Below are 13,798 nucleotides of genomic sequence, written 5' to 3' on the forward strand. Positions count from 1 at the left end.
ATCCGCAGACACGATGCTGCAACCCTTTGTACGATTTCTGTGACCTCATCGAGACGTGTTACCGATGGTCGGGGCCGGTTCCACTTCTCTCCACGAGCAGTAGCGAACAAAGGGGGGACCCCGTGTCCCAGCGCAACTATCTCCGCCCCGTTCGACGTGCCGTTGTCACCGGGGGTCTCGCACTCTGCGCGACAGCCCTGGTAGCACTTCCCGCCACCGCGGCACCGGCCGGAAGTACCGGTAGTGGTGGTGGCATTACCGGATCCCTCTCCATGGGGTCCTCCGTCATCCCGACACCCGTTCCCAGCCCGTCCGGATTGGCCGCACTCGCTGTCGCGGCAACACAAACCGGTAAGCCCTACCTGTGGGGTGGTACCGGCCCACACGCATGGGACTGCTCGGGTCTGGTGCAGTGGGCGTTCCGTCAGGTAGGGGTGGACCTCCCCCGCGTCACCTGGGATCAGGCCAACGTCGGTGCAAACATTCCTCGGTGGGCGCTGGCTCCCGGCGACGTCATCCTGCTCAACGACGCGTCACATGTCGGGATCTACGCGGGCTTCGGTCAGGTATTCAACGCATACGCCAGCGGGGTACCGATAGGCCTGACCCCACTGTCGCATTTCCGCAACATCCACAGCATCAAGAGGTTCTGAGGCGCGCAAGGGTCGTGGGCGTGATGCTCCAAGCCGTGGGTACGCCTTCATCGCGTTCGGTCGGGGCACCAACATTGCGCGGCCAGGAGGTTGCCGCACCAGCCTCGGCCCGGCATGGTTGGTTTCATGACCCGCAACTCGGGCCCAGGTTTCCCACCTGATCAAGTGGAATACCGGCCGCATCCGCCTGACCCTCTGTGGCCGGGCCGCGCGCGACGGATGGACATCGCCCACCAGTGGCGCGACGAGTACCCGGCTCGAGGGTGACGCGATGGATCTGTCGTTTGTCGCGGAGATCTCGACACCCCGAACCAGAGACGAACTGCCTGCTCCGGAAGCGGGTGACGCCTACCTCGCCGGCGGTACCTGGCTGTACTCCGAGCCGCAACCCTCGATCACCCGTCTGATAGACCTGGCCACGCTCGAGTGGCCCTCGCTCACCGCGCGGAACGACGGGCTGGAAGTCGCCGCAAGCTGTACCATCGAAACACTTTGCACCACAACATTTCCAGCGCAGTGGCGGGCGACCAGCCTGTTCCGTCCGTGCGCAGAGTCGCTGGTCGCGTCGTGGAAGATCTGGCACACGGCGACAATCGGCGGCAATCTTGCACTGGCCCTCCCCGCCGGCGCCATGATCACCCTGTGCTGCACACTCGACGCCAGTGTTCTGGTCTGGAGTGCCGACGGCGGCCAGCGCCGGATTCCCGTTGCCGAGTTGGTCACCGGAAACGGCCGCACCTGCCTCGATGCCGGAGACCTCATACGAAGCGTCCACTTCTCCGACACCGCCCTGCGCGGGCGCACGGCGCTGCGAAAAATCGCGTACTCGCCCCTCGGTCGTTCCGGCGCGCTGCTGGCCGGGCACCTCGGCGATACCGGATTCACGCTGACCGTCACCGCATCCACTGTCCGTCCGTTCATCTTGCGCTTCCCCGAAACACCTGACCCTCAGCCACTGAGTGCGGCGCTGTCGGAGCAGATCCCTCCCGGCGACTACCTGACGGACGCACACGGCACCGCGGACTGGCGTCGTCACGTCACCGGAGTTCTGGCCGAGGAGATCAGGAGGGAACTGGCATGAAATTCACAGTCGACGGACAGCCTGTCGACGCCGAGCCACGGCCCGGTCAGTGCCTGCAGAGCCTGCTGCATGAGCAGCACCGATTCGCCGTCAAGAAGGGTTGCGGAACCGGCGACTGCGGTGCCTGCACCGTGCTCCTCGACGGCAGTGCCGTGCATTCGTGCGTCGTGCCCGCTCACCGCGCCCAGGATCGTGAGGTGACCACCGCCGCCGGTCTCGGTGGGCCCGGCCGGCTACACCCGGTGCAGCAGCAGTTCATCGACGCGGCCGGGTTTCAATGCGGATTCTGCACACCCGGCATGGTGGTGACCGCATCCGTGCTCGACAACGATCAGCGAGCCGATCTACCCCACTCCCTGAAAGGAAACCTCTGCCGCTGCACCGGCTATCGCGCAATTCGCGACGCCGTCGGCGGAGTGTGCAATACCGAGTCGGACAGTGCCGGTGAATCGTTCGGGCGGTCGGTTCCTTCGCCTGCAGCCACCCGAGTGGTGTGCGGCGCCGAACCGTACACACTCGACCTGGAAGTCGAAGATCTGCTACACATCCAGATACTCGGCAGCCCGCACGCACATGCGAAGATCGTCGGTCTCGACACGTCCTCCGCCGAGCGACTACCCGGCGTCCACGCCGTGCTCACTCACCGAGACAGTCCCGACGTCGTGTTCTCCACGGGGCGTACCGAATTCCGCATCAGTAACCCGGACGACACCTACATCTTCGACCCCGTCCTTCGCTTCCGAGGACAGCGCGTCGCGGCCGTTGTGGCGGATTCCGTCGACATCGCCAGGCGTGCAATACAGTTGATCGACGTCGAGTATGAACTTCTCGAGCCCGTCTTCGACCCCGAACAGGCCCGCGGCGCCGGCGCATCCCTGTTACACGGCGACAAGGGCGAAGGCTCTCGGATCGCGAACCCCGCGCGCAACCTCGCCGCGGAACTGCACGGCGAGGTCGGAGATATCGGTGCAGGACTCGCACTGGCGCGGAAGTCGGGCGCCGTGGTCGAGGGCACGTGGCAAACCCAACGTGTACAGCACGTGCATCTCGAGACCCACGCAGCCGTGGGCTGGCTGGATTCCGAGGGTCGGCTGACTCTCCGCAGCAGCACCCAGGTGCCGTTCCTCGTCCGAAGCGAGCTCGCGCACCTGTTCGATCTCGATCACTCGCAGGTCCGAGTCTTCGCAACCCGTGTGGGCGGCGGGTTCGGTGCCAAGCAGGAGATGCAGGTCGAGGATCTCGTGGCACTGGCCGTCTTGCGCACCGGCAAACCTGTGCAGTACGAGTTCACCCGCTCCGACCAGTTCACGATCGCCCCATGCCGACACCCCATGCGTGTCTCGGTGAAGGTCGGCGCCGACGGGGAAGGGACACTGACTGCCCTCGCCGTCGACGTACTCTCGGATACCGGTGCGTACGGTAATCATTCGGCGACTGTGATGCTCCACAGCTGCAACGAATCCGTGGCACTGTACCGAAGTCCCAACAAGCGGGTGGACGCTCAGGCCGTCTACACCAACAACGTGCCGTCCGGCGCTTTCCGCGGCTACGGACTGGGCCAAGTCATCTTCGCCGTGGAGTCTGCGCTCGATCAACTGGCAGCACGGCTGGACATTGATCCGTTCGAGCTGCGCAGGCGCAACGTCATCGTTCCGGGCGACGACTTCGTCGCAGCCAAGGTTGAGAACGGAGACCTCACCTTCGGCAGTTACGGACTCGACCAGTGCCTCGACCTGGCCGAGACGGCGCTGCGCCGTGGCAACGGCATACGCCCGCCCGACGGCCCGCAGTGGCGGGTCGGCGAGGGGATGGCGGCGGCCATGATCGCCACGATTCCTCCAGGAGGACACTTCGCCGACGTCTCCTGCACCCTTGTCGAGGGCGGCCGCTACGAACTGCGAGTGGGCACCGCCGAGTTCGGGAACGGTAGCACCACGGTCCACGCCCAGCTCGCCGCTTCGGCGCTGAACACCACCGTAGATCGGATCACAGTGATTCCGTCCGACACGGACGCCGTCGGCCACGACACCGGGGCGTTCGGGTCAACAGGAATCACGGTAGCCGGTGCGGCTGTAGAACTCGCCGGAACCAGGTTGCGGGAGCAGTTGTTCGAAGTCGCACGCCGCGTGTCGGGTGTCGCCGCCGACAGCCACTGCGAACTGGCGTCGGACGGTGTGCGGGTCTGCGGCAGAGTTGTCGAACTCGACAAGCTTCTAGCCGACGGCCCCGTCAGAGCCGAGGGCCGGCACGAGGGAACACCCCGTTCGGTTGCGTTCAACGTCCACGCGTTCCGGGTAGCAGTCGACATCGTCACGGGCGAAGTCCGCATCCTGCAGTCGATCCAGGCAGCCGATGCAGGCAGGGTGCTGCACCCGCAGCAATGCCGCGGGCAGGTCGAGGGGGGTGTCGCCCAGGCGATCGGAACCGCACTGTTCGAGGAAATCCTGATCGACAGTGACGGAATCGTGCTCAACCCACAACTGCGGAACTACCATGTCCCGCAACTTGTCGACGTACCGGACACCGAGGTGTACTTCGCGGACACATACGATGAGCTAGGCCCTCGAGGCGCCAAATCGATGAGCGAATCCCCCTATAACCCGGTGGCCCCTGCCCTGGCCAACGCCATCGCCGACGCAACCGGAGCCCGGCTTCGCCGCCTGCCGATGACCACGGCTGCCGTCTGGCAGGCACTGCCGCGCAACGAGTAGCCCCGGCTCACGTCGAAGGCGGACCGGGAGGCGGACCGGTCAGGAACGACCGCCCGCGACCGTCGAGACGGTCACACAGTTCCCGCACGATCGGACGCTGCCCCTTGACCAGTTTCGCCTCCGCGACACTTGCCGGGACCCAACGGGCGTCGTCGACCTCGGGGAACAGCTGCCGCTTGCCCGACCGGGGCGGCCATTCCAATTCGAACAGGTTGCTCTCGACGAAGCTGACGCCTTCGTTCACTTCCGCCGCATAGACAGTGATCACCTTGCGTGAAGGTTGTCGAAAGTCTCCGAGTAGCTCGTACTCCGCAGCCGGTGCCGCTGCACCGATTTCTTCCTCGAACTCACGTAGCGCGGTGTCGTGGGGATCCTCACCAGCGGCATACTCCCCCTTCGGGATCGACCATGCCGCCTCGTCCTTTCCCGCCCAGAAAGGACCTCCCATGTGCGCGATCCACACCTGAAGTACACCTGCGATGTCGATCCGATACAGCAGGACCCCGGCGCTGGTGACCGTCATGGCCCGCTCTAAGCCGCAGCGATCTCTGTTCGCTCGCTCTCTTCGACCGGTTCGATCTCCTGGGCATAGTGGAAATGCGGGCGCCGACGGCCCAGGAACGATCCGCACCACGACAGCACCGCGACGTAGCGGTTGCGGAAGCCGACGAGGTAGACAAGATGCACGGCGAGCCACAGGAACCAGGCGAGCACACCGGTCAACTCGATCTTGCCGACACGGGTAATAGCCCGGAAGCGATTGATGATCGCCATACTCCCCTTGTCGCGATAACTGAAGGGCGTTCCGGCAGGACGCTTTCCGGTGATCACCGCCGCGACGTGGCGGCCGCCCTGCATCGCAAACGGCGACTGGGCCGGTAGGTCGTTCAGCGATGCCATATCGCCGATCGCGTAGATATCGTCGTACTTGCCCACTGTGAGGTCTTCGTCGACCAGCAGGCGCCCTCCGCGACCGGTCTCGCAGCCCGTCCGCTCCGCGAGCACTGCAGCGAAATCGTTGGCTTGGATTCCCGCCGACCAGATGATCGTTTCACCGGTGAGGCGCTTTTCGAAGCCGTTGCCCGGTGAGGACAGCGTCGCGCCGGTCTCGTCGATATCGGTCACCATGGTGCCCAGCACCACCTCGACACCTGCACGTTCCAACGAGTCCTGGGTGTAGCGACTGAGCTTGCCGCCGAACGCAGGCAGCGTTTCCTCCGCACCCTCCACGAGGGTGACGGTAACCTCTTCGGAGCTGATGTGGCCAAGGGACTTCTCGAAGTAGCGCCCCGCCAGTTCCTTGATCTGCCCGGCCAATTCGACGCCCGTCGGTCCCGCACCGATCACGATGAAGTGCAACAGGTCGCGGCGACGTTCCGGGTCGGCGGCAGTGTGCGCCTCCTCGAAGCAGCGAACAATTTGCCTGCGCAATCGGTCGGCGTCGGCGACCGTCTTGAGGGCATACGTCACCTCAGCGAACTGGTCCTGGCCGAAGTACGCCTGCCGCGCACCGGTCGCGGCGATCAACGTGTCGTAGCCGAGCGTGTGACGCACCCCACCCGCCTCGTAGACGACGTTCTTCTCGTCGGGGTCGACGTCGACGACCCGACCCAGGCGGACGTCCCCGCTGGGATACTTGGCAAGAATCTCACGGATCGACGGGGCGATCTCCCCGGGTGAGATCACACCGGTCGCGACCTGGTAGAGCAACGGCTGAAACAGGTGCTCGGTGGTCTCGGAGATCAGCACGAACGGTGTGCCGGCCTTGCCGAGCTTCTTCGCCGCCGCGAGGGCGCCGAATCCCGATCCGACAATGACGACCTGAGTGCGATCCATCGAGAATCCCTCCCTCTCCCATTACGTCTGAGCAGCCACTTCTGCTTAGCGTTGCGTATGACCCATCGTAGGTTCCGGACGTAGTCAGGCGCGAATAAGCTGGGTAAATCGAAATTGTGTTATCTCGAATTGTCATAAATCCTAGGGAAGGGTCGTAACCTCGAGTCATGGAACTCCGACAGCTTCGCTACTTCCTCGCGGTCGGCGAGGAGGAAAGCTTCTCACGAGCGGCCCAACGCTGTTTCATCTCGCAGTCCGCGATCAGCCACCAGATCGCGAAACTCGAACGCGAGTTGGGCACCGACTTGCTCGAACGGTCGACCCGCGCCACACGACTGACCGCAGCAGGCGAGCGATTGATGCCTATCGCCGCCGAGATGATCGGGCTCGAGACGAAGGCACTGTCGGTGGGTCTCGACCCGCGCAACCGGATGCGCATCAGCGCGAGCATGAGCTTCGCCACGCAGATTCTGGAGGCGATATCACTTGTCCGCGAAGAATTTCCGCAATTGGACATAGAGTTCATCATCAAGGACTTCACCGAGCGGATGGCCGCGGTCGCGTCCGGCGATGTCGATCTGGCGCTGATCCGGGGTGGCGTCGATCGGTCCGGACTCGAGACCGTGGAACTCGGGCTCGAGGATCTGGTGATCGTGACCTCGAACAAACATCCACTCTCGGGAAACCCGACCGTGGAATTGAGCGACCTGGCACCGTATCCCCTGCTCCTACCGCCGCGCAGCAGTCAGATCTTGCTCCACACGGTGATGGAGGATGCGTTTGGGCAGGTCGGGCAGAAGGTGAAGCTCGGTCCGTCCATTCCGAGCGACCACACGGCTACCCTCGATGTGCTCACCACACCACGATCATGGACCGTCGTCTACGCCGATACCGCTGACGCAACTCCTCGGAGGGGACTGAGCGTCATGCGAGAGGCGCACGACCGGTTGCGAATTCCCGTCTGCGCAGTCATCCGAAGCGGGGCGGTGACCAGGCACGAACTCACCCACCTGTTTCGTGCCCTCTCGCAGTCGATCGCGGGACGGGGAGCAGCTACCGAGACCACGTACCGTCCGCTCGACTCAACTGAACAATTCGGCCCTGCCCAGTGATGTCGCGCCCGTCAGCAGTTGGCGCCACATGCTTCCGCCCGCGTCAGGCGCCCATCAGACCGTGCTTTCCGACCCACGTCATCACGTGGTCGAGCATCGTGTCGGGGACCTCGAGTTGCGGCGTGTGCCCGACGTCGCTGAGGATCACGCTGTCCCACCGCTCGTTGGCCGCCGCGACCTTCCTGGCCGCCGCGACCGGCACCAACCTGTCCTTGTCGCCGTGGATGAGAAGGACCGGCTTCTCGATGGACCGCATAGCATCCTGATAGCGTCCCGGACGGGCCAGGGCGAGCATCAGCGATCGACTGGCCTGGAGGAACGCCGCATCCTGAGACGGCAGTCCTCGCCGGTAGTGGGAGAAGTCGGTAGCCACCTCGAGTACCTCCTCCGAGGCCCTACTTGGATCGGCGAAGCACAAATCGACCATTCGCTCGACCAACTGCCGGTCCGTCAAATTCCTACTCGCGAATCGCAGGTATCCCTCTCCCACGAAGGGTATGAACTGCAACGCGAACTGCAACGCGACCTGAGGGTCTGGCAACCGCTGCCCAACCGGCAGTGCAGGATTGACGAGAACCAGGCCGGAGATCACCCCCGGGTTCGCTGCCGCTTCGAAGGCCGAGATCATTCCGCCCATCGAATTCCCCATCAGGATCACCGGGGCGCCGACCACATCATGCAGGAAGCGGTGCAGCACTTTTGCGTTCGCATCGATCCCCGCCTGGCGCCCACCAGCGGCGCTGAGACCGAAACCCGGGAGATCTACCGTCAGTACCCGTGCATGTCGCGCCAGAATCGGTGCGACACGGACCCAATTGAGGTGTGAACCACCGAGCCCGTGAACCATGACCACGGGAGGAGACTCGTTGTCGCTATCGCCGTACTCCACCCAGTGAATAGGTCCGTCGATATCGATTACGCTGCCGGAGCCACCCCACCGCTCGGTGAACGTCGGAAGTTCTCCAACCCTCTCGGGATCACGCATGTGTCCGTCCCATCCCGGCTTGCGCCGTGTCGAAACCATTCGGTCGAAACCATTCGGTCGAAACCTTTGGGTCGAAAACACTGGCCAGTGTACGACGCATCAGGACCAGTAGTGTGGACATATGCCATGTGACCCAGGGTCACCCCCGATAAGGGTGCAGGTTGGTGGTGTCCTGCTTGCGGCCGGCGCCGGTAAGCGCATGGGCATGCCCAAGGCCCTCGTCATCGGCGAAGACCGACAGCCGTGGCTTGCACGCGGCGTCCGGGTGCTGGCGGAAGCGGGATGCGACCCCGTCGTCGTGGTGCTCGGCGCCCGCGCAGAGGAGGCGCAGAGCCTACTTCCCGACGACATCCCGGTCACAGTCGGGATCGCGGAAGACTGGCAGTCAGGTTTGTCCGCATCCCTAGGCCGGGGCCTGGTGGTCGCCACGACCTTCGAGCACCTCGACGCTGTCATCGTCACACTCGTAGACCTCCCCGACCTCGAGGCCGACGCCGTCGAACGGCTGGCGACCGTGCCACCACTCGACGCCCGGTCAGCACTGCGCCAGGCCCGCTACGGCGGCGCACCGGGCCATCCCGTTCTGATCGGCCGGGATCACTGGGCACCGTTGCAGCGCAGCCTCACCGGCGACTCCGGGGCACGGAAGTATCTGATCGCACACGACGTCGAGATGGTCGATTGCTCCGATCTAGGATCTGGGCGCGACGTCGACTCACCGACTGACCGCCTTGTTGTAGCGCCGAACCGCGAAGGGAACGAAGATCACCAGCAGGGCCGCCGACCACGCCAGCGAGGCGATGACGGGGTTCTGTAGCGGCCACGCGTCGGGAACCACCATGGCGGGGTTGGTGTTTCCGAATAGCTCCCGCACGGCCTGTGTCACGGCGGACACCGGATTCCATTCCGCGATCACCTTCAACGGACCGGGCAGGTCCGTCGTCTGGACGAACGTGTTCGCGATGAACGAGAGCGGGAAGATCACGATGAAACTCGCGTTATTGAAAACCTCCGGAGTTCGAATCCACATTCCTACCACCGCCATTACCCAGGACAACGCGTATGCGAACAGCAGCAGGAGCAGATAGCCGAGAGCAACCTCGCCGATACTCGAATGGGTACGCCAACCGATGATCAGCCCTGTCAATGACATCACCACGAGACTGACGACGTTGATGAGCACGTCGGTTGACGTGCGGCCGATCAGAACCGCGGACGGAGCCATCGGCAACGACCGGAACCTGTCGATGATCCCCTTCTGCAGATCCTCGACCATGCCGAGGCCCGTCCAAGTGGAACCGAAAATAACTGTCTGAGTAAAGATTCCGGCGATCAAGAACTCTCGATACGACATGCCCGGTACCTGGATGGCACTACCGAACACGTACGCGAACAGCAGTACGAACATGATCGGCGACAGCGTCGTGAAGACGATGAGATCGGGCACGCGCTTGATCTTGATCATGTTGCGCTTGGCGATGGTGAGCCCATCGGCGATCGCGGTGTGCGCGGAAGCAGTCTGCTGCGCAGTCATCGAACGTGCTCCTCTTCTGCCTCGTGCCCGGTCAGGGTGAGAAAGACATCGTCTAGCGTTGGGCGGCGCAGGCCCACGTCGAACACTTTCACTCCTCGATTCGTCAGTCGGCCAAGTGCCTCGACGAGGGTGTCCGATCCCCCGGACACCGGCACCGTCACCCGCCGGATGTTGTCGTCGATGTGGATGTCACCGACCGCCAGCGATACCAATTCCTCACGCACAACCGAAAGGTCGATCCCCTCGCGGACACTCAGTTCGATACGCTCGCCGCCCACTCGGTTCTTCAGTTCGTCGGCGGTCCCGCGGGCGATCACAGAACCGTGGTCGATGACCGCGATCTGGTCGGCGAGACGTTCCGCTTCCTCCATGTACTGCGTCGTGAGCAGCAAGGTGGCGCCTTTCGCGACAAGGTCGTCGATGACGTCCCACAGCGCCAGCCGAGCTCGGGGATCGAGTCCGGTGGTCGGTTCGTCCAGGAACAGCACCTCGGGCTCCGCCACGAGCGCCCCCGCAAGGTCGAGGCGTCGACGCATCCCACCCGAGTAGCCCTTGACCGGGCGGTCACCCGCCTCGACCAGATCGAATTGTTCGAGCAGCTCACGTGCGCGGGCCTTACTTCGTTTGGCCCCGAGGTGGTAGAGCCGACCAACCATTTCCAGGTTCTCGAAACCGGTGAGATACTCGTCGACTGCTGCGTACTGCCCCGATGCGCCGATCCGCGATCGCAGCACTCGGGCGTCGCGGACCACGTCCAGACCTGCGACCTCAGCATGACCCCCGTCTGGGACCAGAAGCGTGGTGAAGACCCGCACCGCCGTCGTCTTACCCGCCCCGTTCGGCCCGAGCAACGCCGTCACGGTTCCCGCCGCAACCGTAAGATCAATCCCTCCGAGTGCTGTAACGTCGCCGTACCGCTTGACCAAGCCCTCTGCGGTAATTGCATCGACCATCAGCAGTTCTCCTCCGTCGGCATATGGACACAGTGTGACTCGAGGCCCCGACAGGTTGCATACGGTTCGAGACAGTGCAACCTTGCCCTTCTATCCGGGCCGACCTGACGAGCATGCCATCTCATGTAGCCTGCAACGAGTGATCCCCTGCTGCTAGGAAATTCCATTGATCCGCTATTTCCAAGACGTCTGATATCAGAGCAATGTCTCGATCAACTTTGACGATAGGCCTGACCTGTTTGGCGGCCGCTGCTACAACTCTCGTGCCCGCGACACCAGCCATAGCGGCGGAATCGACTAGCTCTGCTGGAATTGGATCTTCGGTTCTTCCAATCGGGATCGAGACCAGCTTCGAAGTTTTCGATCGGACTACTGGCGAAACGACAGTGGCGTTCGATTCTCACAAACAGTACAGATCTGCGTCGGTAGTGAAACTGCTGATTGCGTTGGACTACCTTGAAGGGCTCGGGGAGGATTTCCGTGTTCCGCCCGAGGACTTGGCGCAGTTGCAACCGATGCTGAGGTCAAGTGATGACACTGCCGCATCGTACTTTTGGGTGAAGAACGGGTGGGAGGAAATAGTCGAGAGGATGGTCGCCAAGCTTGACCTCACCGACACTGCACCACCCGCTGACCGAGGACAGTGGGGCTACACCGCCATCAGCGCTTCCGATGTAGTGAAGATTTACCGATACATCCTGGACGACGCCTCACCACAGGTTCGTTCCATAATCATGGACAATCTTCGTCAATCGACCAAATGCGGAAACGACGGCTTCGATCAGTACTTCGGTATCGCTCGAGCGGCACCGCCACCCTGGGCAATCAAACAAGGTTGGTCGGGATTCGGTGACGCACCATCTATACCGTGCACCCCCGCCAATCCCCTTCCACCCGATCCGTTCGATGAAGCCCCGGTCCAAGCAGACAACGCCGCGACTCCGGATGTTCTTGCCGATGTTTCACAGGATGGAATTCCGTCCGTCTCGGCTCGAGACTCGACAGAGTCGGCCGGACCAGATATCGACGTGAACAAAGCGGCAATGCACACGACCGGCACCTTGGGTGAGGACAACGACACGATCGTCGTAGTCCTCACCCTGGAACCTAGCAATACGTCTTGGGACGAATCAGCTCAACGGATCTCGCTGATCACCAAAGGAGTCCTCGGCGCAAGTTCCCTGGACATTCTCGCCAGCAGTTGAGATCAATTCTCTCGAAGCCTCCATTTCCGAATATCTGACGATCACGTCTGCCGTTGACGCCGTGCGATATGTAATATGTCACACGGCACGAACGGCGTCCTGAACCCACTCGAAGCTCGCGAACGGTGACAACGGTCCCGTCGACGGACACCGCCGAAGAAAGAAGTTCTTCATGGAAATTCTCACGGCGATCAATGACCTCATCTGGAACCCCATGGCCTACTTGGCTCTGGGCGTAGGACTGTTCTTCACCGCTCTGACTGCGGGCGTCCAGTTTCGACGAATCCCGGACATGTTCCGTGTCATGCGCGAGAAAAAAACCGATGCAGCCGGTATCGCGCCGGCGCAGGCCCTGCTCTTGACACTGTCGAGTCGCGTCGGCGTCGGCAACCTGGCCGGCGTCGGAACCGCCCTCGCCGCGGGCGGGCCAGGTGCGCTCTTTTGGATGGTCGTCGTGGGCTTTGTCGGGTCCGCAGCCGCCTTCGCCGAATCTCTTCTGGCGCAGGTATACAAGCGCAAGATCGACGGCGAACAGCGCGGCGGAATCCCGTTCTACATAGAGCACGGCCTTCGGCTCAAGTGGCTGGCGGTGATCGTCGCGACGATAACTCTGGTGGGCTATGGCTTCGTCTTTCCCGGTGTGCAGTCGAACAACATCGCGTCAGCCTTCGAAGGTGCGTTCAACGTTCCCGTCTGGCTGACCGCAATTGTGGTGACCGCACTGTTCGCGTTCGTGATCATCGGTGGAACCCGCCGCATCGTGCGCACCGCGGAGGTCGCGATTCCCTTCATGGCGCTCGGCTACGTGCTCGCGTCAGCGATCATCATCGCGCTGAACGCGGATCTTGTACTGCCGACCATGCAACTTATTCTGAGCAGCGCCTTCGGCACTCATCAGATCTTCGGCGGTATCGCCGGTGCCGCACTGGCCTGGGGAGTTAGGCGCGCGGTCTTCTCCAGCGTGGCGGGCGTCGGTGAAGGCACGTTCGGGGCTGCGGCCGCTTCGGTGACCCACCCGGCCAAACAGGGCTTCGTTCAATCGTTCTCGGTATTCATCGACACAGTGGTCGTCTGCAACGCAACCGGCATCATGATCCTGATCACCGGTTCATACAATGTCGTTGCACCAGGCGGGGAGATCCTGTTGTCGAACAACGACCTCGAGGCAGGTCCGGCCTACGTACAGGCGGCAGTCGACTCCATCACCGCCGGATTCGGTCCTGGGTTCATCGCCATCGCTCTCTTCTTCTTCGCCTTCACCACCCTGGTGGCGTTCTACTACATCGCGAACACCAACCTGACCTATCTGTTCAAAAAGGACCACGGCGCGCAGAAGATGTTCCTGAAGATCGGGATGCTGGCGATCACGTTCTACGGATGTGTGGAATCCGCCGATGTCATCTGGGCGGTCGGGGACATCGGCTACGGATCCCTCGGCTGGCTCAACATGATCGCCATCGTGCTGCTGGCTCCGGTGGTGTGGAAGGTCCTGCGCGACTACGACGCGCAACGCAAGCAAGGCCTCGATCCGAGTTTCGACCCCACACGACTAGGCATCTCCGGTGCCGACTTCTGGGTCAGCGGGAGACGCACGAAAGACGCAGACAACGGCGCGTTGTCGGGCTCGGACTCTACCGTTCCCGAGTCCCCGGACCGATAGCGCGCACCGCTGCGCGGCCTCAGGGCCGAGTAAGGTGTCACACATCGATCTGAGGGAGGCAGAGTGAC

The 13,798-nt window shown here is 62.9% G+C and carries 12 protein-coding genes; 7 read left to right on the top strand and 5 right to left on the bottom strand.

The window, feature by feature from the left end; genetic code table 11:
* Positions 1 to 122 precede the first annotated feature (122 nt).
* From BFN03_RS15255 to BFN03_RS15265, 3 genes are all read left to right on the top strand, one after another.
* Positions 123 to 653, top strand: coding sequence for a C40 family peptidase (locus BFN03_RS15255; protein WP_070379720.1), 531 nt, complete (start codon positions 123 to 125; stop codon positions 651 to 653).
* A gap of 271 nt (positions 654 to 924) precedes the next feature.
* The gene (locus tag BFN03_RS15260; RefSeq protein ID WP_070379721.1) at positions 925 to 1,734 is read left to right on the top strand and encodes an FAD binding domain-containing protein; all 810 of its coding nucleotides are present in this window, start codon (positions 925 to 927) and stop codon (positions 1,732 to 1,734) included.
* Positions 1,731 to 4,445, top strand: coding sequence for a molybdopterin-dependent oxidoreductase (locus BFN03_RS15265; protein ID WP_070379722.1), 2,715 nt, complete (start codon positions 1,731 to 1,733; stop codon positions 4,443 to 4,445). Before BFN03_RS15260 ends, BFN03_RS15265 begins: the two co-directional genes overlap by 4 nt.
* Before the next feature lie 7 nt (positions 4,446 to 4,452).
* On the opposite strand, the gene BFN03_RS15270 is transcribed toward BFN03_RS15265, so the two are convergent.
* Entirely contained in the window at positions 4,453 to 4,968 is a 516-nt protein-coding gene (locus BFN03_RS15270; RefSeq protein ID WP_070379723.1) for an NUDIX domain-containing protein, read from the bottom strand.
* 8 nt (positions 4,969 to 4,976) lie between these two features.
* A complete protein-coding gene (locus BFN03_RS15275) occupies positions 4,977 to 6,281 on the bottom strand; it encodes an NAD(P)/FAD-dependent oxidoreductase (protein WP_070379724.1) in 1,305 nt (434 codons plus the stop codon).
* A 167-nt stretch (positions 6,282 to 6,448) separates the two neighbouring features.
* Between BFN03_RS15275 and BFN03_RS15280 the strand changes: the two genes are divergently transcribed.
* The gene (locus BFN03_RS15280; RefSeq protein WP_070379725.1) at positions 6,449 to 7,393 is read left to right on the top strand and encodes a LysR family transcriptional regulator; all 945 of its coding nucleotides are present in this window, start codon (positions 6,449 to 6,451) and stop codon (positions 7,391 to 7,393) included.
* Between the two features lie 43 nt (positions 7,394 to 7,436).
* Here BFN03_RS15280 and BFN03_RS15285 read toward each other — a convergent pair whose 3' ends face one another.
* Positions 7,437 to 8,417 carry an alpha/beta fold hydrolase gene (locus BFN03_RS15285; protein ID WP_442971851.1) on the bottom strand — a complete coding sequence of 327 codons (981 nt, stop codon included), beginning with the start codon at positions 8,415 to 8,417 and terminating at the stop codon, positions 7,437 to 7,439.
* Positions 8,418 to 8,499: 82 nt separating this feature from the next.
* On the opposite strand from BFN03_RS15285, the gene BFN03_RS15290 reads away from it, so the two are divergent.
* Positions 8,500 to 9,195 (top strand): nucleotidyltransferase family protein, encoded by a 696-nt coding sequence (locus BFN03_RS15290; RefSeq protein ID WP_442971852.1) that lies wholly within the window; start codon positions 8,500 to 8,502, stop codon positions 9,193 to 9,195.
* On the opposite strand, the gene BFN03_RS15295 is transcribed toward BFN03_RS15290, so the two are convergent.
* Entirely contained in the window at positions 9,094 to 9,912 is an 819-nt protein-coding gene (locus BFN03_RS15295) for an ABC transporter permease (RefSeq protein ID WP_070379727.1), read from the bottom strand. The genes BFN03_RS15290 and BFN03_RS15295 overlap by 102 nt on opposite strands.
* Positions 9,909 to 10,865 carry an ATP-binding cassette domain-containing protein gene (locus tag BFN03_RS15300; RefSeq protein ID WP_070379728.1) on the bottom strand — a complete coding sequence of 319 codons (957 nt, stop codon included), beginning with the start codon at positions 10,863 to 10,865 and terminating at the stop codon, positions 9,909 to 9,911. The genes BFN03_RS15295 and BFN03_RS15300 overlap by 4 nt, the downstream gene beginning before the upstream one ends.
* A 590-nt stretch (positions 10,866 to 11,455) precedes the next feature.
* Here BFN03_RS15300 and BFN03_RS15305 point away from each other — a divergent pair.
* Together BFN03_RS15305 and BFN03_RS15310 are read left to right on the top strand one after the other, a co-directional pair.
* On the top strand, positions 11,456 to 12,070 hold the full coding sequence (locus BFN03_RS15305) for a hypothetical protein (protein ID WP_198163277.1): 615 nt from the start codon (positions 11,456 to 11,458) through the stop codon (positions 12,068 to 12,070).
* A gap of 172 nt (positions 12,071 to 12,242) precedes the next feature.
* Complete coding sequence (locus BFN03_RS15310; RefSeq protein ID WP_070379729.1) at positions 12,243 to 13,730, top strand: alanine/glycine:cation symporter family protein; 1,488 nt, start codon at positions 12,243 to 12,245, stop codon at positions 13,728 to 13,730.
* Positions 13,731 to 13,798 lie beyond the last annotated feature (68 nt).

It is taken from the genome of Rhodococcus sp. WMMA185 (genome assembly GCF_001767395.1).
GTDB lineage: Bacteria > Actinomycetota > Actinomycetes > Mycobacteriales > Mycobacteriaceae > Rhodococcus_F.

Coding starts and splice junctions, on each gene's coding strand:
- BFN03_RS15260 (WP_070379721.1), top strand. CDS start 925: ATGGATCTGTCGTTTGTCGCGGAGATCTCGACACCCCGAACCAGAGAC.
- BFN03_RS15265 (WP_070379722.1), top strand. CDS start 1,731: ATGAAATTCACAGTCGACGGACAGCCTGTCGACGCCGAGCCACGGCCC.
- BFN03_RS15270 (WP_070379723.1), bottom strand. CDS start 4,968: ATGACGGTCACCAGCGCCGGGGTCCTGCTGTATCGGATCGACATCGCA.
- BFN03_RS15275 (WP_070379724.1), bottom strand. CDS start 6,281: ATGGATCGCACTCAGGTCGTCATTGTCGGATCGGGATTCGGCGCCCTC.
- BFN03_RS15280 (WP_070379725.1), top strand. CDS start 6,449: ATGGAACTCCGACAGCTTCGCTACTTCCTCGCGGTCGGCGAGGAGGAA.
- BFN03_RS15285 (WP_442971851.1), bottom strand. CDS start 8,417: ATGGTTTCGACACGGCGCAAGCCGGGATGGGACGGACACATGCGTGAT.
- BFN03_RS15290 (WP_442971852.1), top strand. CDS start 8,500: ATGCCATGTGACCCAGGGTCACCCCCGATAAGGGTGCAGGTTGGTGGT.
- BFN03_RS15295 (WP_070379727.1), bottom strand. CDS start 9,912: ATGACTGCGCAGCAGACTGCTTCCGCGCACACCGCGATCGCCGATGGG.
- BFN03_RS15300 (WP_070379728.1), bottom strand. CDS start 10,865: ATGGTCGATGCAATTACCGCAGAGGGCTTGGTCAAGCGGTACGGCGAC.
- BFN03_RS15305 (WP_198163277.1), top strand. CDS start 11,456: ATGGTCGCCAAGCTTGACCTCACCGACACTGCACCACCCGCTGACCGA.
- BFN03_RS15310 (WP_070379729.1), top strand. CDS start 12,243: ATGGAAATTCTCACGGCGATCAATGACCTCATCTGGAACCCCATGGCC.